Here is a 19163-nt window from a genome sequence, read left to right as displayed (position 1 = left end):
TGATCGGAGAATCCCTAGCTGACTCTGCCTCGAAAACCGCTTTACTCCTGAACACTTGTTTAGCTATAAAACTTCAAACGCACGACCATCAGCAGACGCCTCACTTCATGGAAGCCATAAAGAAAATTGAAGCTTTGACCGCTAACTCAGACGTACAGCTTGTTAATTGGGTTGAACCTGACGAGTACAGCTACGTTTACACGGCCTCGTGAGGCTGAGGTAAGCCAGGATCAGCTTGGCAAAGAACTGCAGCAAAGTGGCCCTGTCTGTATGGCCGGGCCGGTCTCAACCAGCCCCGACCTGAGTACAATCACCTCTGCACTGAAGCACGCATAACCAGAACCGAGGAAATTCTCCCCCTTTCAGTGATCCATGAGGGAGGATCAGGAGCCTAGATTTTGAGCACCCAGCAATTTCTTCCACCGCGCAATTACATCTTGGAAGAGCCGGAAGTTTATGTTGAGCGATACAGGATCATAGACGAAGCATCACTGCCCTTCTTGACAGAGCAGGTAGAAAAATCAGGCAACGAGGCCTACCGAACTGTTCTACTCGGTAAGCAGGCGGGCTTAGGCATCGACGCTTACGGCAAAGCCATGCGATGGGTTGGGAGGGCCGATCGGTTGGCCTACCACGACCTTAAAAACGCAGCGGATTGGTTGTATAGCCCTGCCATCTTCGAACTCGACCGCTTACTCACCACCAGCAATGCGGACGAACTGCTTCTGAGTGATGAAGAGTTTGAGAGTGAGGCACTCTATTGGCGTGAGCTGGCGGAAAAAGCTGCGTGGACAGACATAGAGAGCGCATTGCTGACAGGCACGCGACCGGTCTTGTGGCAAACGCTGCCGGGAAAACCATGCATGCATAACGCCCGATTTGGTAAAGGATCGCTGTTTGTAGTTACCTACAAAGGAAAACAATTCGCGATTACTGCTAAACACGTCGTTGGCGGAGTAGATCCTGCGATTTTCAGGCTAGTGCTGGCTGAGTCCAAAGACATTTTACCAGTTCATGCAGGACGACACCCGCTCGCAGGGTCAGAAGACCATCAAGACGACTCTGAAGATGTCTTCGTATGGCAGATCGACGTTGCCAGTACCGCTCCTGGTATCGAGTGGTGGTCATGGAATCTTGATGGTTTATGCCGAAAGGTCTCAGATATAAGTCCCGGTCAACGGGTCTATGCCGTAGGCTACCCATAGTTTGAGGAAAATTTTGACACCGAGAATTTCGACATTGAGGAACACCCATTCGTAGCGTCCGGGCTGTTAACCGACCGTCCACTCACGGACGATATCTACTCGATGAAGCTTGACCAACACCTTCCGTCTGTTGACCTGAATGGAATGAGCGGAGGGCCTGTGTTTTCGAGGTTTGGTGAAAAGTTTCACTTCGTTGGAATGTGCATACGGGGCGGAGGAACGCCGCCGCATCTGCACCTCATATCTTCCGAAAATGTGCTCGGTTTCCTGGACACCCTCATAGAAGAATCCAGCCAAGTGGTTCCATAGCCGTTAGCGACCCGCCACAGGGGTTAACAACCCCTACTGGCGATAGCCGCCTCAGTAAGCGGGCGGAGACCGGAAAGCCGGATTGTAGAAAATCGTGTAATGGCCACACGTGCAGAATAGTACATCACCGTCCAGGACAGGGTACGCGCTCCAATGGATACGTTCCTGCTCTACCTCGTCGCGAGGATACGAGCTACGATAGTTTGAAAGATCAAGATTGCTTCTCGAACACTTGGGATTCCCGCAGGCCGCTGTATCTGGCCGTCTTTCTCGGCGTTGAACCATATCCATTCTCCTACGCTAATGTGCTTACGTGGCTTCAGGCCACTTTATAAGCGACGTGAACTCAGACCTGCACCGGCTTTATCGAAACCAGCTCGAAATAGCGAAACTTCTTCTTTTTCGCCGCAGCCTTAGCTTCTGCTTCAGCAACCAAACTACTCAACGTATTTACGTCGTGGACGAATAGTTCCTGGGCCCCCTCGTAAACCTTCGTGACGTGCAAAGTTACGCGCAACCTAGAAACAAGCGGCTTCGATGATGGTGCCTGAGGAAATGGAGATAATTGGGACTTGGACTCTGGTAGCCGATCCGGCTTGCCAACAGAGTTGATTGCAGTACCGAACAAGGCGGCACGCATCTCTTGCTCGCTGAGAACATCGCTCATCTCTTAGATTCTCTCAAACTATGGTTTTCTGCCGTTGGCTGACTGTGGTTTGGTAAGCCTGCAGCTTCACGCTTCAACTTCAGTTGCTCCATCATCCATCGGCTAGACGATTCGAACTGTCGCATCATGTCCACAAACTCTGCTTCAGTCAGCGTCGTGGGGGGAGCTGCCATCTTTCATGGTGCCTCTATGAGAGACGCCAGGCTCGTTGGCATCCGTTGATTTGACAGCCCCATCACGCGCCTACATCTCCCCCAAAAAGAGCGTCTCGAAGAATGGGCGTATCGACCTGATCCTTGACCAGCCGGCGCAGCAGGTAATGGATGAGATGTGAGCGAAGCCGTAAACGCAGTTCGAGACACGACTCGGAATCCCCAAAGTGGCCTTTAGGCCAGCGCGAAATCAATTCTTGCTTCAAAATCTGCAGTGTTTGGATTCCAGCAGTGCTGGGGTACAGACGGGTCAAATCATCAATGCCGGCAGCGCGCTTGTATCCTGCCAATGCCTGGCCCAAAACTGTGCTCAATGAGTCACCGTAGACCTGCGACACCTTTTGCCACATCAGCTTTTCTACATCACCATCCAATGCTAATTCTCGCTTCTATTACGCCATCGCATGGTGTTGTGATCGAGGCGCAGCGCGATCATTTCACCTACCGAGACAGCCTGAGCATGCACATCGAATTTGACCTTAACCAAAACGACATGGAAGCCCTACTAAGACACTGCAAGTCGTTTAAGCCGGCAAGCGGTGACAGACGCGACGATCAACGCCTAGAGGACGCCCTGGAAGCCTTGCAGGGGGCTTTACTGGCAGCCGATGCATCGCGATGACCTCGGCTCATCTATCGCCCGTCATTATATCGGCAACCAGTGCCAGCACCACCCACCCCGCCCTCTGAGCCTGCTGGGCAACCTCATACAACATCGCCGCGTGTTGAATGAACTGCATATGATTCCACGCGGACTCGCTCCCACTCAAAAAAAAATGTGGATCGTTGGGTTGTTTGTAACCAAAGAGGAAGTAGGGCCTTACGGCCCAAAACGCCGATCCCCCTATCAGCCTCCGCCATGCCTGTCGGCAAGGCAACCAAGGACTCAAAACCTTGTGATCCAGAAGCTGTAAATATCAGATTTAAAAGCCGGTGGTGGCCTGTGGGAAAAGCGGTGTCCGGGCCAGTGCCGCTTTTCTCTTGCCTTCAAATAAAGAACTCCGTCGCCCTTTAAAATTTTCAAGAGGGGGGGGTGCAAAAAAAGCCTGAAAGTGACATTAAATATCGCAAAAACATACACTTGTCTGACGGTGTCCGCAAAAAACAGGATTTCGGCTCTCTCTGAAAAGATTACTACCCCCCCCTAATTTGGGGTTTATTAACAACGTGCCAGGGACGGTCTTCCCGCTATTTTGGGTGGGCTGAACAGCTGCCTGAGCAATCACTTGAATGAGCCGGCTGGCCGCCATTCGGGAACCTTACAACTCATCTAGCAACGTCGTGCCCGATGACCCGGTTAGCGAATTGCATGAGGTCGCTGATCTGCCCCAAACCTGACCGATCCAAGTGGTACCCCATTATCCCCACACCGCCAGGGCCATCTCTGTCGCACTTTCTCGAATCACCAATCATCACCACCCCCCCTTTTCCGTCGTCGCGATAACCGGCCTCCACGCCCATCTCTCGGCATACGGCCAGATAGATCTCAGGAGTAGGCTTCATGACTCCTACCTCGTAACTGAAAGCGTGACACAGCACGTGCGGAAAGGCCTTCCTGATCACAGGGCCGAAGGGCTGGGCCAGGTTGGAGCAGATGCCAATCATCACCCCAGCTTCCTGGAACTTGGAAATTGCGTCGTGAGCATCTGGGTATGGCTCTATGGATGCCAGCTCCTTCCCCAACGCATCATTCAGTTCGGCTCGCTTGGAGCGAGAAAGCTCAATACTCAGATGCTCAGCCATCTGATCAAAAGTGAGGTTTGCCGTCATCGCGAAATGAGTGCTGTTGGGTTCGAGCACCACCCCCTGTCGCCGGCCTTCTCTAAAGAGAGCACCATAAGGGTTGGTGCGTTGGCGAATACGAACGATGGTACCGAATGCATCGAATACGGCGGCTGAAATCATGATGCTCTTCCTCCTGACCGACCTGATTCAAATGCCATGAGTGCTCGGCGCAAAAAGTCGCTAAACGCCACCCAAGTCTGTTCCGCCAATCACTCCAATCAGGGCGTGCCCCTAGGAACCATAGGACTGTAAACCGGTTTTCCGACTTGTAAACCGAGGTGGTTAACAGATCAAAAAACAGGTTTACAACTTTCTGAGATGCGTGTTTTCCAAGCCGCTTCGGCCAAGTGACAGCGGCGATCATGAGCCTGATATTTTGCTCCAAAAATGGAAAGCAAACGTTGCTGGCGAGCAGCATAAATAACCGCTTGCACTACCCTGCTAACGCCTCGGTGACCATCTAGGAAAGCTTCAAATCCATCCTTAACTGGGTATCGACAGTTCATAGGCAGTGATCCGCGCATCGCCTGCGCGGAAGCGGTTGCCTCATACAGGGGCATGCAGGCCCCGCCGTAAACCGCCCCAAGACTCATGATCCGGATCATTTCATTGACTGGCATGAGCGCTGGCCTCATCGGCTTCGAGCCAATTCACAACGACGTAATGATCACGACCACTATTGCTCCGGAGCAATACGAAGCCCTGCTGCTCAGCGACAGCCTTGGCCGGCGGAGTGGCGACGGTCTCTCCGTCCCCAATCAGACCCGCACGATCCGAGAAGGCCATAGCCGAGTATCGAGCTCCTATCCTCGCAACATCGGTAAGGTACGCATCGATAACAACGCCCCACTTGATTCGCTTCGCAGCTAAGACTTGTAGAGGGATGGGAGTTGCGACACCCGCCGAGCTCCTCGCTACTTTCGACACTTCAAATCTCCAGAATCTTGCTAGGGTTAAAGCCCGTTTCTTCGGACGGGTATCCCCGAGGGTTCGAGATCAGCCGGCACTGCCCAAAAAACTGATCGAGCGAATGGTGGGTATGCCCGAAGACCCAGACGTCGGCTTGGTCAACTAACTGGTGCCAGCGATTGAAATAGCCGGCGCTCAAATGCCCTGAATGCTCTGACCCAGAGGCTTCTGGGATGGGGCAATGATGAGTGATAACTACCGTCTTGCCGACATAGGGAATCGCTAGCTGCTCGCACAGAAACTCGTAAGTTGTTCGATTTTTCTCGATGAGATCCGCAGGCCGGATGCGACGGTATTCGCTACCCGTACGGATCATTCGAAAGTCATTCAGCTCCCGCACGCATGCGCTGGAAGCAGCCATCACATCACCTGTTCCAGAGAAATCAGTCCAAGCGGTCGCAACAAGAAATCGGACACCGTCCGACGTCCAGACTTGGTTGTCTAGGACATGGACATGCGAGGCTGCTGCTGCCTCCATTTTTTCGCGAGTACGGGTGAGATGGCCTTTGTAGAACTCGTGATTACCGCTGCAATAAATAACATCACTCGTGAACGCGTCATTTGCCCACCTAACACCTCGATGCAGGAGATCGATATCCCCAGCCAAGATCACCAGGTCAACTTCGATATCGGGCGGGGCGAAGCAGTCGAATTCGTTGTGCAGATCCGAGTAAATCAAAATCTTCATTAGGGAACCCTTGCCTCCCAGGAAACGAGTCGGGGTGGCATTCTTGGCCAACCTTAGAACAGCCGCTTGGCGGTGTATGGGTCTTCTAATTGACGGTTTATCGGTTTATTGAAGCTCGGAGCAGACCGACTTTGATCAGCGAGACGAGCACCTGCTCATAGCTTTACGCAGTCTGAGCACCCTTCGCCCCAAAGGCCTAGCGAGACCAACTCTCATCTACGCGAATGCCATGCAGAGAAAAGTCTTGAAGCAATTGCTCACGACTCAACCGAGCCGGAATCTTGAAAATCTGCATATAGGCTTGATAAAAAGCAAAAGGAATTAACGCCAGCCCCACCCCATAAGTCGCAATTGCGACAATGCATCCGGCAGGAATTGCGGCGATACCAATCAGGACTCCCCACCAGAGGCCCCTGCGAGACAAGTTTCGAACTTCATCAAGGTCATACTCAACTGTACCGTTCTGGGTTTCAAAAGCGACCAATACTACTGCAGATCTATGAATGCTTTTTATATACCAAGTTCGCGAAACATCCTGTGCAAAAGCACCACGGCGCTCAAGATATTTTGGAACAATTAGATTCTTAAAATAAACATTCTTACCAGACGGATCTAAAATACGAACTTTTTTGTAAAGACGCGCATAGTCGTCGGAAGAGCTGGACTCAAAATTCTTAACAGTGATAGTTACTTTCTTCAGATCTGACATCCTAGCGTTCCTTAGTACCTACCCTGTACATAAAGCGATTTGAGTCTTAATTGCGCCTCGGCACAAACCCAGGAGGGGGCGCCACCCCTCGCCATGGAACCCATCGCAGGCATGTTGCTGGAACGCCGCGCTGCGCGGCATGCCAGGAGCTAGCCGTGGAGGCGACCAAAACCCACAAGACTCAATATATAGATTTGTTTGGACACAGGCAAACGAGGCATACCGTCTCCTTTTGAGAAGGCCTAATGTCGATTCAAACTGGCTTCGCCGCCGCGCTGCGCGTCATTCGCCTGGCCAAAGGTTTTACGCAAAAAGACCTCAGCGGCACGGTGGCCGCGTCGCACGTCAGCCAGCTTGAAAGCGGGAAGACCACACCGACACTCAAAGTAGCAGCAGACCTAGCCTATAAGCTCGACCTCTCCCCTTCAGCTCTAGTAGCAGTTGCCACAGCCTCTGATTCTCAGGACTCGCCCAGGGCTGTGCTGATGCGGGCAATCAGCGAATTGGAACTCCTTGGGTTGGCTGATCAGATTCCACCGGCATCCGCAGAGACCGTAGATAGCACGCACCCAACCACCATTCGCGCTGCTGCTACGCGCGCGGATGTGCAGACGCTCAAAAGCAAGGGGCTGACTCAGGTTGAGGCAGCGAAAGAACTCGGGCTCCCAAGATCCACCGTTCAGCGGCATTGGCGTGAGCGTTGAGCACGATTTGGGGCTGAGGTGATTTCGGGCATGTTGACAGTCGCCAAATCCGACGCGAGTTACTAGGCACCAAAGCCGTTTTCAATTCGCCCTATCAGATCCATGACTTCTTCAGCATCCGCCTCTGATGGGCGCTTGTTGCCCAGCGCTCGCGCTGGAGTTATCAGCCATTTTTTCGCGAGAGTCGCGTTCCCGAAAACACCGATAGCTGCCGTCAGCACATTGGGGTCAATCTGATCCACGGATTCGTCCAGTGTGGCGTCTCGGTTTTCTTCAAGGCCCTGCTCACCTTCATGAGACCGTGCAACAGCTTCAGCTATGGCGTTTTCTAAGACGACGGAGAGGTTCAGATCGATGACCGCTGCTCTGACCAGTAGGTCACTGTTGACGAGAAGATTGACTGCCTGTTTGGAGGCATTTGGGTCATAGCCGAGAGGCATGGCTTATCTCCTATATTGTGCTGCGCGAGTGGGCTGTCCTGCTCGAAGCTCCAAGCCAGCAAACCCCAGAAGTGAACGCCTAGCATGCCATTAACACTACTCGTTCGTGACGGGTCAGATTCCAGCCTACACCTCAACGCCCAAGTCCATGGCCAGAATAGTCGTCATTGATCGTCACCGTGAGCGACTACACTCGATGACGGACGACACTCGACGGCATTTTTGGGAGCGCAGCCATGCAGGACAGCATCACACCAGCCACCATCTACTCAGCCTCAAACCCGCGTTTCGCTGGGCGTTTCCCAGACTCGCAGTATGACGAGCTTTGGCTCGCTGACATTAAGGCTTGCGAGCCTGGAGGAGCATGTCGGGTTTTCAAGAATGTGTTGTTTGTGGAATCTCAGGAGACTGCTTACCTATACGGCCTCGAACATGAAGATGGTAGGCCTAAGGAGCTCAAAGCAGAGCAGGCAGACACACAGCAACTTTTCGTCGATTTTGTGCGAGAGCAGACTGAGCTCACGTTGGCCAGGATGGGATTGCTCGCCCCCGTCTTCGATGGAGCAGAGTATGCCTGCCAGGCTAGGGTCACGGCGGCGTACATGATCCGCCGTGAAAATCTGCGGTACCTGGCGTTCGGCTACCGCAATCGCGACGGCGACTACGTCAGAGAGAAACTTGAAGACCCTGAGGACTGGCTCGATAACGCACGGGCTATACGGCCTTTTGAGGAGCTGGGCACATCGAAGGCTTAGATGGGCGCGGGGGACAATTGGAAGTGACAGGGGCGGATGGGCCCCATGAGAGCCCACCTAGCCGGATGCTTTAGGTAGGGTATCGTTCCGCCGGCATGCACTGACCGGGCTGGCATCAGAAGCCATTACGAGGCGCTCTGGAAAGCCCGGAACTCGGATAACCTTGGGCAGTCTTGTGCGAGACGGGTATGCGCCCAACCTGCCTATCAGCCCAGACACAAAGATATTGATCACGTAGGTGACCCCAAGCCCCGTTTAGAGGGCTGTATACTCCTAAATAAAATGCACCGAGAAACGCCTTTTTTACGCCATCTGCGCCCTTTTGATTATGCCGAGGAAGCACCATGCCAGTTGATGGGCCTTTACCAGGGACGGGTGATCAGCACGACATCAATGCAGATGCAACACGTTGTCTGATGGCTCGTCATCCCAAGGATTGGCGGGTGCAAAGCCTAGAAGGGACTGACGACTATGGCTATGACTTCCAGGTGCAGACCACGCCGAATCAACGCGCGACGGATATTTTTCGTATCCAACTTAAAGGCACCCGCTCTCCGAGCCTGACGGCGGATGGCGAATACATTTCGGTGACTCTGAAAGCCACCACTGTCCGCTATTACGCCAGAGCCGTTGAACCGGTGCTCCTAGTGATCTGCGACCTTTCGGTAAATGAAGATCCTGTTGACTGCCCTCTTTACTACGTTTGGCTTAGGGATGAGCTGATCCGCATCACCGTCGATGATCTGTCTGCCGAACAGAAATACGTCACCCTTCGCGCGCCAACAAAAAACGTTCTGAAAAGGACTACGGATCTCTCTGAGGGCATTCGTCACCAGAACGAACTGTCTCGCGTAGGGCACGTCCTAAGCCAGCGCGCGCAGCAAACCCACCCAGGGATGCAAGCAGATGACCGCTTAACCTTGGTTCAGGGGGTGGTAGAAGGCGTGGCTGCAAGAGGGCCTGCGCTGATGAACGCCTTGGCAGGCTCAACGGAAGACTACTGGGTTAACCCAGCTCGGGGCACGCTTGCCTGGAATCTGACTCAGGCCAAAGCGGATCTCCAGGTAACTGCGCTGGATCGAGCGAAGATACAGCTCGACGAGGCAGAGCCAAAGCTCGAAAACTCGACCACGCTGGAGCGCGCAGAATATTGGCGTCTACGTGGCAACTGGCAGGTTCAAACCGGGGAAAACGAAGCGGCAGCCTCTTCATACCAGAACGCGTATGAGACAACGCCTTTGCCCAAGTACCGAGCCGCTTTGGTGGAAGCAGAGATCCGCATCAGATTCGAACACGATAACGAATCGCTTGCTGAGCTGCATGATCTGCTGGAGGGTGAAGACCCGATAGTCATCGCCGTTCGCTCCCGACTCCATGCTGTGCAAGGGCATTATGAGCTGGCCATTGAGCTGGCTGATTTGCTGCCAGAACCTCAACGGTCTTTCGCGAGAGCGTTTGCACATTGGTTGTCTGAGCAGCCTGCAAACGCCCTGACTGACTGCGAAGCGGGCCTTGCATCCTGCGAGGCATCCGATGACATACGTGAACTGTTGCTTTTGCTTAGGGCCCGAGCCAAATTTTCCCTAGCTTTGGCCACCGCCAGTACGCAGCGACGTGAATCAATCCCACCCGCAGGTCTTCCGGGTGTAAACCTTCAGAAGCTTGAGGAGGCTTGGGCTGCGATTAACGACGCGGTGTTATCTATAAAGGCGTCAGGCTGGGATTCCAACGTAGAGCAGCTTGTCGACATATGGGGGGCTACAGCGTCGGCACTCGGAAAGGCAGAGTCGATAATTGCAGACCTGAAGGATGCTGTGCAGAAGCGCCCGGACTTGCCTCATATCCATGAGGTCTTACGGGGCATTGCTGGTCAGTTATCGGACTTCACCCTCGCATTGTCGGCAAATGATCAGTTGCCCGATTCACCTGACAAGCATCTCTGGAACACGCTCTTGCTATATGAGACCGGTAAATTCCGGGCATGCTACCAAAGCTTTGGCACATACGTCGGCACCGTGGAACGCAGCCATCCGCTTTTTGGCTCGGCTGTCACCGCAGCTTCGATTTCTGCTCACAAATCAGTTCAGCCTGGCCTCGTGAAACAGTGGATGAGTCTGCTCGAATCAGATCCTGATTTAGCTCCCCAAGCCGCCCTCGCACATTTTTATCTCCAGTTGGAGATGAGCAGGTTGGCCAAAGATGAAGCTTTGAAGACGCTGCAGGCACGGTATGAGGAATTGGATCAGCCCGTGAGCATTGCACTCACACTCATCCACGAGCTTGATCCCACCGATTCAGACAGTGCGATGGAGTGTGTTCAACTCGCCGAAAGAATAACAGAGCACTACGTACTCTCGCCTGCGATGGCGGCGCGCCTCGGGATGGCGTTGGTAGCCTTGAAAGATTGGCAGGGCATCGTAGAACTGTGTCAAAGCAATAAAGTCCGCGTTGAGTCGGGTGATCGAATGGGGGCCTTCGAGGCATTGGCACTTGATCATCTAGGCGAAACGGAAAAAGCCCGCGATCGGTTGTTGAAAATTGTTGCTACAGGATCCGACGACCCACTGGCTCTGAACACCTATGCCACGATCGCCACTCGCTGCGGCTACGTCGATGACGCCGTAGAGGCGGCGGAGAGGGCTCTCGAAACTGCAAAGTCCAAAGGAGAACAGCTGGAGTTCGTGAAGTTACTGTTCTTTCTCATTCAGTTTTCCGACCCAACGAGCGACAGGCTATTGGAGCTGGCCCTGCGAGCAGGCGAACTGGTGGATCAGAGCGTAGAGAGCCAGGAAGGCACCTATTTGATGATGCATCTGAGCGGTACCCTGGGTGGACGCAGTGACATTGACCTTGCCACGGATAGGGAGCAATTCCGAACACGCGCTGATGCATTCTTCAGAAATTTCCCGAATTCCCGGATGCTCTGGAGAGGCGAGGCTCGAGATGGCGGCTCTGGCAGGGAGTTGGTTGAAAGCCTGAAAGCACTGACTGGGCTGACGCCCGACAGAGAAGCGTTCCAGAAGCGGTTGGAGCGTTCCCTACAGCAGGGATTAACCACCATCCCTTTCTCATGGCGCCCGCGACTGGTGCTGTCCTGCATTTGCGATGTCGTGCATCTGTGGGAAGTTGCCAAAGTGTCTAGCCGGGATGATCGCCAGTATCACCTGGCGATGGTCAACGATATTGGCTGGCAACCCGCCGGTGCCGATTCCCTGCGCAAGCGTGTGCCTCTGCTGGATTGGACAGCGCTGCTAGTCCTCAATGATTTGGGGCTCATCGACGCCGTCATCACTTTCTTCGGTCAAATTGCAGTGGCCAGAGCCACAATGGAGGAGCTTGCCGAGTTCACGAATCCTGTATTCGGAAGCCCGATGCGAAGCAAGTGCTTGGCACTACAGAACGCCTTGAAAGCCAATCTCGCTTCCATCCTTCAACCCTCCTCGTCAGAAGAAGCAAACGAAGCACTGCCCTCAAAAGTGATTGGGCGAAGCAACAGCGAAATGGCGGAGATATGCGCCAAAGAGCCAGAACGGTACCGGCTCTATTCTGATGACGAAGCGCTGCGCATTTTTTGCGCCGCAGGTTCCAAGGTGGATGGCTTCTGCACACTTGACGTCCTTTCCGCCCTGACAGAAGTTGGGCAGCTTTCACCACTTGAAAAAGCGGGCAAAATTGCCCAGCTGTGCGAATGGCGGGTCGGGATAATCGTACAGCTATCCGAAATTGTGCAGTTACTTCCTCCGGCTGTCTTTACTGCACGAACCGTACGTCAAGGCGTAGCAATCCTTGATGCAGAACCTGGGTTCATTTCAATGATCTCGGCGCTCTGGGATTACCGCGTACCCTTTGAAAAATCGCTGGGGCATGCAGCATCGGCGTTGCATGTACTGATGGAGCATGCTCAGCTTCCTGAGATTGGACTAGCTTCGCTGATGCGGCACTGGCATATCAAAGCAGCCATGAAAAAGGATGCTCCTGATCAGGCCCTTGAGACCATAGTCCTTCTGATCATCACCTCGGCACTCATGGGTCATTTGTCGAAGGCTTGCGCCAAACGACTTTGGGCGGTTTACAGGCTGTTGGTCGAGTCCCACCATGGTGACTACATGGACGAACGTCTAGAGATCGTCGCCATCCGGCTGCTAGGATCAAAATGTGCTCAGTTGGAATCCGTAGAGGCTGGCGAAGGTTTACGAATCTTTACCGAGCTCAATGAGAGCCTAACGAGGGGCACGATTGACCAGTACGAGTTCGCTAACGCCTACACGACAGCACGAATAGCGGTACAAAGCCCCAAATTTGAACGCTGAGTGCGAGGCCGCAAGCGATGGACGCTTCGCTATGAGGCTTCGGTGTAGTCCAGCCTGGGGACGATTCAATCGTCAAGTCGTGTAGATCAGAAGAGCTCAGTTGCACCGCCTGCTCAACTCCTCAATACCTTTCCGACTACTCGGCACTTTGTTGGTAATTCACTACCATCGTCCAGACGGCTCCCTACACCATGCACGGAGCAGCACCGGAGAGAACCATTTTTTGGGCGATAGGTTTACGACTCGCATTGGGCAGAGCCCATGCCGCGAGAGCCGTTTAGGCCAGTGAACTGGGGCTCTATAGCTTTGCCCTTCCGGACATGGCGTCAACGTAGATCAAGCCTCGTGTTTGAGCAGCCTTGATCTTGCAATCCAGCATCTGTGTGAACGTCAGTAATCCTTCCAATACGAGTATGAGATCGGCCCCGTCGATGAACACTGTCTTGATTGCTTTTCCGGCGATCAGCGAGGTCACAACCTGCTCACTGAAACCGTGGATCGAGATGAAGAGACCTCGGCCATACATTTTGCCTTCAACCTTGCCCGCAAACTGGTACACCGACTCGTTTGCAGCCGCCTTTTCTTGCCACTTCGCCTCGATAAGGTAGTGCTCTCCGTCGTACTTAATGGCGCCGTCAATCTGCTCACCCCTTTCTCGAAATGCCTCGGTCACTTCCAACGAAGAGACGCGAGCGAGCTCATGAAGAATTCGCTCCAAAGCATACCCGCGCTTACTTCCAGTTTGCTCGCCCTGAAGCAGCGAAATGAACTGCTTCTGGAGGTCTGGCAGGGTAGATTTGGCTGTTCGATTTTCTGACTCACGCCGCTCCCGCTCTTTTCTGAGTTCCTGGAGTTTATGGTCACGAATTTCCTGCAATTGCTTGAGGTGGGTGATCGCGTTCTGGGCGTGCGTACGATCCAGCTTTTGCAGCCGATCAAAGTAGTACTCGTCAAAATGCGTCCACGTGACAAGCGTTTGTAACATCGCCCTAAACTGACCCAGTCCCTCATCTGGCTTCTGGCTTAAGTGAGTAAACATCGCGTCAACGATCGCTGAGCGGGAGAGCGCCTTGTAATCACCCAAGGCGTTAATATCTGCCTTGGTACAGCTGTTGCTGCCAAAAAAACTCAGGATGTCGTCCTTTGGCCAAAGCACGTTGAGAATACACTGCCGCATGGCCAGCTTGATGTCGGATGGAAAACTCATTGAACAGTCCAAGCGCGTCAAAGGGAAGCCCAGTGTAAGGTCAGACGCTGCTTGCCACTACCACCTTTCAATTGACGGCTCACACCTCGCTCTTGCGCAGGAGCGCGTTAATTGAGCTAGCGACAACCGAGGGGCATTCAACCCCATCACTTGATCTATCAGACGAAGCGAGACAAGCTCCGAAACCCTGATCCGGCTCCCACCCGTGACGACCATTTTGACAAGGACGACTGCATGCCCAACGTACAACGGATACTCCTACCCGACACCAATCAGAGCCCTGTGCACATCATGGCAGGTGTCAAAGTTGCAGACCGTCTCTGCGAAACCTCCGGCACGCTCGAAGTCATTTTCTTGGTACCTGCCAAAGCATCACTCACCTCTGGCGCCCTCCATGAGGCGCTAGGGGCGACGATGCACAGCAAGCTGGTCAAAGGAATGCCTGTGACATTGCCTAGCGGCGCCCAGATGCGCTGCGAAACGATGAAGACCTTGAAATGGGTATCCAAACCATCCGTGCTGATCGCCATCTTTGCCGGCCAGGACATGATGGACAAAATCGATTCGCTGCAAAACCTGGTAGCTGTCGTAGCTGTCCCATGGACGCCCGATGCAATTGAAAATTGGAATAGAACCTGGTCACCCCAAGTGCTGGGTAAACCCACAAAATCTGGGAAGTCTGCTGCCCCGGCGATCAAGCTCATCGCCGATCCAATCGTTGAGCAAGCAATGAAGTCCCTGACCTCAGTGATCAACTTGGGCACCGCCGTCCTAAACGCCTCCGATGATGACCACGCCAAACGCACCCTTAGAATCCTGCGCTCGCGTAACCACCAAGAGCCGGCAGAGAACATCAAGCTTTGGGCGATCAAGAATGGCTGGCTTCCGAAAGCAGCAGAGCGGCTGGAGACCTTGGCTGAAAAGACGTTCGCTTTGCGTTCAAAACCGAGGCTCGATAACCCGGTTCACGCCGAGCAGAGCTATCAGCGCTGGATGGACGCGGCGAAGTCCTAGCTCCCCTCTTGGCCCACAGCTGACAGGGTCAGCATCGAGGTATTCGTAGGATCGTGCCACCCACTGTTGCGCTACGCTGGCCCAGGTGCGGTCAGGCCTTACTCGCTTGACGCTGTCGCTGCCGAAATCGCTTTATGAATTCGGCATTTACCAGTTCATCGACAGCCAAATCCAGGCCACAGTTGACGAGCGAGGCCATGCCGCTATCAGACAGCGTGAATTCATCAGGGATGTAGCCACAATTTTTAATTCTGCTGCCGTCGATCCGCGTCATAAACGCCCTCACGAAATCTGAACGCCCTGATTTCCTACTTGCGGTGGCAGCTGCAGTAGCTGGGTCGGTGGCAGTCACCTCTGCGCGCTCGGCGTCGGTGCCGATTGCCTGAAGCACATCACTCAGCGGCGGCCAATATTTCAGGTCGAATTGGTACTGAAGACGATCCAGATCTTCTTTCACATAGCTCTCATACAGACCATTGTGCTCAGACGCTTCGTGCACGATATCCAAGATGTGATAGTGAGTATTCGAACGAAAACCTGAGTAGTTATGAATGGCATCACGCCGATCCAGCAATGCTGCCAATTGGTCAGCGAGCTCGCTAATCCGGCGGTTTACACCAACCAATTCCTCACGGGCTTGCCGCGCAGCTCGATTCTTCTGGAGGTTCCAGCCATCAGCAGTATGGAGGAAGACATCCCAGAAAATGAAGAGGGCTCTGGGTGCGTGCGCCAGGGAGGCATGAACCTCTTGGTACACCTCCGCAAGCTCTATGCGGCGCTTGAGCATGCCGTCGATGATGCTGGACATGTTCGGCCAGATTCGCTTGGCCTGAAGATCCTCCATCATAGTGCGCAGTAGGATTTCGCATTTTTGTACCGCTTCGGTAGATTCGTGGGGCACTTAGTGATACCTGTCTGATTTATGTCTGCATAGGCTAGCGTTCGGCACCTGCAGAGTCGGTACCTATTCAAAATTTTTCCAGCTCACGATAGGTACGCACGCATCCCATAGCGCAACGTTCATTGCGAAGGTACAGGCCCGCCGTCCTAATCAACCCGAAAATGCCCTCAAGGTTGATCTCTTCCAGACACCCAAAAAGCGTCCTGTCGCAACAGCGCTTAGGCCAGTAGACTGCTTGCCTCGATCACCGCTGACCTGAGCACCGGCTCGGCCACGAAGGAGAGGTTTTTTTCAAAACGTATACCAATCGGCGGTTAACTCTGACGCTGGCCGTGTAATCGCAGATCGCCAAGGTGTGACTCGATCGCCTCAGTTTTGCCACATTTGTTCAACACCTGACCCGTAATCCACCCCCCCTTCACTGCCAGTGAAATGCTCTCCCGAGCCATCGCGGGACAAGGTCTCGAAAACGAGCCGTCTAAGAGTCAACGCAATCTTTTAAGGAATTGCCATGAATGACAGAGAATTCATTTATCGACATCAGACCGCCGCTCCGTGGAGCAAAACCGATGGCGCCTCTTTACGCTTGCCCGTGGTAGATGACGCGGAGGCGTTGGCAGTATCGTTCGTATACTGGCCTAAGGGCAGATCTGATGGATCTGCGCATGATCCAGGTGGTTTGATTTTCGAAATCTGTGAGTGGTGCAAGGTCTTATCCCCTGACGGCGAGAAGCAATGGGATGTGAAATTCAGAAAAGCGATCGAGTTCTCTGGATCCGTCAGTGATTTGTTCAAACACAATGAGAACGTAGGTTTAGCTCGCGGAGTGAGAGAGCTATTCAGCAGGGGTACTCCCATTGAGGTCGAAGGCTTTGTAGCAGAGACGAAGGGCGAGCCCTACCTAGCGATCAAAGGGGCCAAAGACGCCATGGCCCGGTTTTATGGCATAGATTCTACTGCCATCACAGTCACCCTCCAGGAATAGCCAATACTTGGCCTAGGCTCCCGCCTGGGCCGTAACGAGCGTTACGGAAGGGGAACCGTCGAGGTGCATTCGCTTCTACAATCGCAGCAAGTAATCAACACAGAGGCGGTAAAGCGTTATGGCACGCAGATGGTTGAAGCAGGAACGCCGGACGAAAGAAGAGCTCTTCGACGCCTTGGTACGAAACGCCCTGGGCTTCGTGAATAGCTCTATCGACCATCTCCAAACCAAACCCAAGAATGCCATCGTCGATCTGTATACGGCGGTTGAGCTGTTCCTGAAAGCCCGGCTAATGAAAGAGCATTGGACGCTCATGCTTTCAAAGCCCGAGACCGGCGATCTTCAGAATCTCGCCGTAGGTGATTTTCTCTCCGTCTATCTCGATGACGCGCTCAACAGAATCCCATCCATTCTTGGCGAGAAAATCGACAAGAACGCCTCTGACAACTTCAAGGCACTGGGCGAGCACCGAAATCAGATTGTCCATTTCGCACATTCAGGTATGGATAATCCGAGCAAGACACAGGCCGGCGTGATCGCCGAGGCTTGGGCATCTTGGCACTACCTGCATGCGCTTCTGACCGGGTTATGGGAAGGCGTGTTTCAACCCTATGCAGTAGAGCTTCAAGTGCTCAACCAGCGCATGATGCGCCAGGGCGAATTCATCAAAACCCGATTCGAAATCCTGAAGCCTCAAATCGAGATCCAAGAGAAGAAAGGCAAAAAAATCGTCCCCTGCGGCCATTGCCACATGCCCGCCGCTATTGTTGGCGAGACTCACTCATGGGGTACTGACTACACCTGCATGGTGTGTGGCGTCGACGACACTGCTGTGGAAGAGTGCAACGCAGAGCTGCCCTGCCCCACCTGCAACGCTCCGTTTAAATTCTTCCAAAAGGGTTTAAACGCCTGTCCAAGCTGCGGTCACGACATCACCACTGACGTCCTGACCAACCTCTGCGCCAAGCATTTTACCCAGGGAGATGAATGGTGTGAGGAAGGCCAGGAGCATATCGCGTCCTGCCACAAGTGCGAGCACCCTGAGCCTTCAGTATTCTTTATCGACGGGATGTGGAGCTGTGTATCGTGCTTCGACCGGGGCTGGGGTGCTGTCACGTGTGAGCGATGCGATGAATTCGTCACTGGGGATATGGAGAGAATCCAATACTTTGCCTGCCACAAATGTGAGCCCCTGGTCAGGGAGCAGATGCTGCGCATGGTTGAGACTAATGAGAGCGGTAGTCGGGCTGAGGGTAGCGAGGAGCCTGCGCCAATAGTTCAAGAATGATGGGAATGGTATCTACACCTCATGACGACGGAAGACTCAGCCATTCAGGATGAGATGGCTGATGCATCTGAGACAAACGACCAGAATCGCCTACGTCCGTGATCCAAAAACCGTGTTGATGGTCTGTATGTAATAACCACCCTGAACCATTCCGACTGCTCCACAAGCGATTGCGTAACTCAGGTCTCCCCCATGACAGAAATTTACACCTTGGATCAGAATTACTTCCGTTCGGAGGAGCTGAAGCAATTAATTGAAGACAGGCCCAAGGCCAAGTTTTTAATTCCGGACGCTGCACTCCTCGAAATGTGCAAAGGCCTCCAATGGCGCGAAACCATGCGCGGATCACTGGCCACCCTGTCGTCTATTCCCGGTCGCGTGTCGGTTTCGCTTTCTGTCGGCGTCGCGTTTCAAATGGAGTGCGCCGAGCTGAAAAGCATGGAAGGTCGCTTGGTCGACAAAGCTTTCACCAAGGTCGTTCGAAGGGCGATGAACGATTTGAAAGCAGGATCTGATTCACCTGCCGGGCTAGGCCTCATCGCTGCACATATCGAGGAAATTCAGCCAGATATTGAAAAGCACGAGCTAAATCATGTCAAAAATCAAGAAAAGTTCTTGAAAAGAGACGGCCTGCTGAAAACGGTTTTGGGGCCGACCGCATCCAAAGAACTACGGCAAACCCCACCGGATGAGCATCGTCTTGGGGCTATTTATTCAATGGCCTTTGAGTGTGCGACAGTATTTCTCAGGAAAAAAGGATTTTCGGACGTCCGCATCAAAGGGTTTCTGAAAACTAAGCCACTCGTTCTGAGGTATTTCATATCTTGCTTTTGGCACAATATGGAATGGGTCAGCAAGGGTGGGATCGACAGTCGCCCCGCCGCTCGCATAACAAACGACTTGATTGATCAGGATTATGTAATTACAGCTTCATTCTTTGGCAAGCTGTTGACCAAGGACACCCCGGTCGCAAGAGCCTATTCGGAAATGAAACAACTCCTAGGGATTCTCCGAT

At 53.4% G+C, this 19163-nt stretch carries 18 protein-coding genes; 9 read left to right on the top strand and 9 right to left on the bottom strand.

All coding sequences use genetic code 11. From position 1 onward, the window contains the following. Both M5G17_RS25600 and M5G17_RS25595 read left to right on the top strand, forming a co-directional pair. A partial coding sequence (locus tag M5G17_RS25600) for a hypothetical protein (protein WP_273895654.1) occupies positions 1–212 on the top strand: 212 nt, incomplete at its 5' end. A gap of 186 nt (positions 213–398) precedes the next feature. Next, entirely contained in the window at positions 399–1205 is an 807-nt protein-coding gene (locus M5G17_RS25595; protein ID WP_273895653.1) for a hypothetical protein, read from the top strand. A 655-nt stretch (positions 1206–1860) separates the two neighbouring features. Here the strand turns inward: M5G17_RS25595 and M5G17_RS25590 are convergent. From M5G17_RS25590 to M5G17_RS25560, 6 genes are all read right to left on the bottom strand, one after another. Next, on the bottom strand, positions 1861–2181 hold the full coding sequence (locus tag M5G17_RS25590) for a hypothetical protein (RefSeq protein ID WP_273895652.1): 321 nt from the start codon (positions 2179–2181) through the stop codon (positions 1861–1863). 235 nt (positions 2182–2416) lie between these two features. Further along, positions 2417–2767, bottom strand: coding sequence for a hypothetical protein (locus M5G17_RS25585; protein WP_273895651.1), 351 nt, complete (start codon positions 2765–2767; stop codon positions 2417–2419). Positions 2768–3659: 892 nt separating this feature from the next. Then, positions 3660–4298 carry an HAD family hydrolase gene (locus tag M5G17_RS25580; RefSeq protein ID WP_273895650.1) on the bottom strand — a complete coding sequence of 213 codons (639 nt, stop codon included), beginning with the start codon at positions 4296–4298 and terminating at the stop codon, positions 3660–3662. 170 nt (positions 4299–4468) lie between these two features. Beyond that, the gene (locus tag M5G17_RS25575; RefSeq protein WP_273895649.1) at positions 4469–4798 is read right to left on the bottom strand and encodes a hypothetical protein; all 330 of its coding nucleotides are present in this window, start codon (positions 4796–4798) and stop codon (positions 4469–4471) included. 308 nt (positions 4799–5106) lie between these two features. Then, positions 5107–5835, bottom strand: a complete 729-nt coding sequence (locus M5G17_RS25565) for a metallophosphoesterase (protein WP_273895648.1) — start codon at positions 5833–5835, stop codon at positions 5107–5109. A gap of 196 nt (positions 5836–6031) precedes the next feature. Continuing rightward, entirely contained in the window at positions 6032–6544 is a 513-nt protein-coding gene (locus M5G17_RS25560; protein WP_273895647.1) for a hypothetical protein, read from the bottom strand. 245 nt (positions 6545–6789) lie between these two features. On the opposite strand from M5G17_RS25560, the gene M5G17_RS25555 reads away from it, so the two are divergent. Next, positions 6790–7248 (top strand): helix-turn-helix domain-containing protein, encoded by a 459-nt coding sequence (locus M5G17_RS25555; RefSeq protein ID WP_204934321.1) that lies wholly within the window; start codon positions 6790–6792, stop codon positions 7246–7248. Positions 7249–7310: 62 nt separating this feature from the next. On the opposite strand, the gene M5G17_RS25550 is transcribed toward M5G17_RS25555, so the two are convergent. After that, on the bottom strand, positions 7311–7688 hold the full coding sequence (locus M5G17_RS25550; RefSeq protein ID WP_273895646.1) for a type II toxin-antitoxin system CcdA family antitoxin: 378 nt from the start codon (positions 7686–7688) through the stop codon (positions 7311–7313). A gap of 236 nt (positions 7689–7924) precedes the next feature. Between M5G17_RS25550 and M5G17_RS25545 the strand changes: the two genes are divergently transcribed. Then, the gene (locus M5G17_RS25545) at positions 7925–8443 is read left to right on the top strand and encodes a hypothetical protein (protein WP_273895645.1); all 519 of its coding nucleotides are present in this window, start codon (positions 7925–7927) and stop codon (positions 8441–8443) included. Positions 8444–8787: 344 nt separating this feature from the next. After that, positions 8788–12753 (top strand): DUF4365 domain-containing protein, encoded by a 3966-nt coding sequence (locus M5G17_RS25540; protein ID WP_273895644.1) that lies wholly within the window; start codon positions 8788–8790, stop codon positions 12751–12753. A gap of 298 nt (positions 12754–13051) precedes the next feature. Here M5G17_RS25540 and M5G17_RS25535 read toward each other — a convergent pair whose 3' ends face one another. Further along, positions 13052–13960, bottom strand: a complete 909-nt coding sequence (locus M5G17_RS25535) for a restriction endonuclease (RefSeq protein ID WP_273895643.1) — start codon at positions 13958–13960, stop codon at positions 13052–13054. 234 nt (positions 13961–14194) lie between these two features. Between M5G17_RS25535 and M5G17_RS25530 the strand changes: the two genes are divergently transcribed. Further along, positions 14195–14974: a hypothetical protein gene (locus M5G17_RS25530; RefSeq protein WP_273895642.1), complete on the top strand. Its 780-nt coding sequence runs from the start codon at positions 14195–14197 to the stop codon at positions 14972–14974. A 91-nt stretch (positions 14975–15065) separates the two neighbouring features. Here the strand turns inward: M5G17_RS25530 and M5G17_RS25525 are convergent, their stop codons facing one another. Beyond that, positions 15066–15875: a hypothetical protein gene (locus M5G17_RS25525; RefSeq protein ID WP_273895641.1), complete on the bottom strand. Its 810-nt coding sequence runs from the start codon at positions 15873–15875 to the stop codon at positions 15066–15068. A gap of 511 nt (positions 15876–16386) precedes the next feature. Between M5G17_RS25525 and M5G17_RS25520 the strand changes: the two genes are divergently transcribed. The 3 genes from M5G17_RS25520 to M5G17_RS25510 form a co-directional block, all read left to right on the top strand. Next, a complete protein-coding gene (locus M5G17_RS25520) occupies positions 16387–16860 on the top strand; it encodes a hypothetical protein (protein ID WP_273895640.1) in 474 nt (157 codons plus the stop codon). Between the two features lie 133 nt (positions 16861–16993). After that, on the top strand, positions 16994–18148 hold the full coding sequence (locus tag M5G17_RS25515) for a hypothetical protein (protein ID WP_273895639.1): 1155 nt from the start codon (positions 16994–16996) through the stop codon (positions 18146–18148). Between the two features lie 192 nt (positions 18149–18340). Beyond that, the coding region (locus M5G17_RS25510) for a hypothetical protein (protein ID WP_273895638.1) at positions 18341–19163 on the top strand (823 nt) is incomplete at its 3' end.

Source organism: Pseudomonas rubra, assembly GCF_028656935.1.
Lineage (GTDB): Bacteria > Pseudomonadota > Gammaproteobacteria > Pseudomonadales > Pseudomonadaceae > Aquipseudomonas > Aquipseudomonas rubra.
The sequence above is the reverse complement of the archived record's forward strand: the minus strand, read 5'-3'. Positions and strand labels throughout refer to the sequence as shown.

Excerpts from the sequence above, each read along its gene's own strand:
- M5G17_RS25575 (WP_273895649.1), bottom strand. The coding sequence starts at position 4,798 with ATGCCAGTCAATGAAATGATCCGGATCATGAGTCTTGGGGCGGTTTAC.
- M5G17_RS25550 (WP_273895646.1), bottom strand. The coding sequence starts at position 7,688 with ATGCCTCTCGGCTATGACCCAAATGCCTCCAAACAGGCAGTCAATCTT.
- M5G17_RS25535 (WP_273895643.1), bottom strand. The coding sequence starts at position 13,960 with ATGAGTTTTCCATCCGACATCAAGCTGGCCATGCGGCAGTGTATTCTC.
- M5G17_RS25530 (WP_273895642.1), top strand. The coding sequence starts at position 14,195 with ATGCCCAACGTACAACGGATACTCCTACCCGACACCAATCAGAGCCCT.
- M5G17_RS25545 (WP_273895645.1), top strand. The coding sequence starts at position 7,925 with ATGCAGGACAGCATCACACCAGCCACCATCTACTCAGCCTCAAACCCG.
- M5G17_RS25580 (WP_273895650.1), bottom strand. The coding sequence starts at position 4,298 with ATGATTTCAGCCGCCGTATTCGATGCATTCGGTACCATCGTTCGTATT.
- M5G17_RS25555 (WP_204934321.1), top strand. The coding sequence starts at position 6,790 with ATGTCGATTCAAACTGGCTTCGCCGCCGCGCTGCGCGTCATTCGCCTG.
- M5G17_RS25590 (WP_273895652.1), bottom strand. The coding sequence starts at position 2,181 with ATGAGCGATGTTCTCAGCGAGCAAGAGATGCGTGCCGCCTTGTTCGGT.
- M5G17_RS25560 (WP_273895647.1), bottom strand. The coding sequence starts at position 6,544 with ATGTCAGATCTGAAGAAAGTAACTATCACTGTTAAGAATTTTGAGTCC.
- M5G17_RS25520 (WP_273895640.1), top strand. The coding sequence starts at position 16,387 with ATGAATGACAGAGAATTCATTTATCGACATCAGACCGCCGCTCCGTGG.
- M5G17_RS25540 (WP_273895644.1), top strand. The coding sequence starts at position 8,788 with ATGCCAGTTGATGGGCCTTTACCAGGGACGGGTGATCAGCACGACATC.
- M5G17_RS25565 (WP_273895648.1), bottom strand. The coding sequence starts at position 5,835 with ATGAAGATTTTGATTTACTCGGATCTGCACAACGAATTCGACTGCTTC.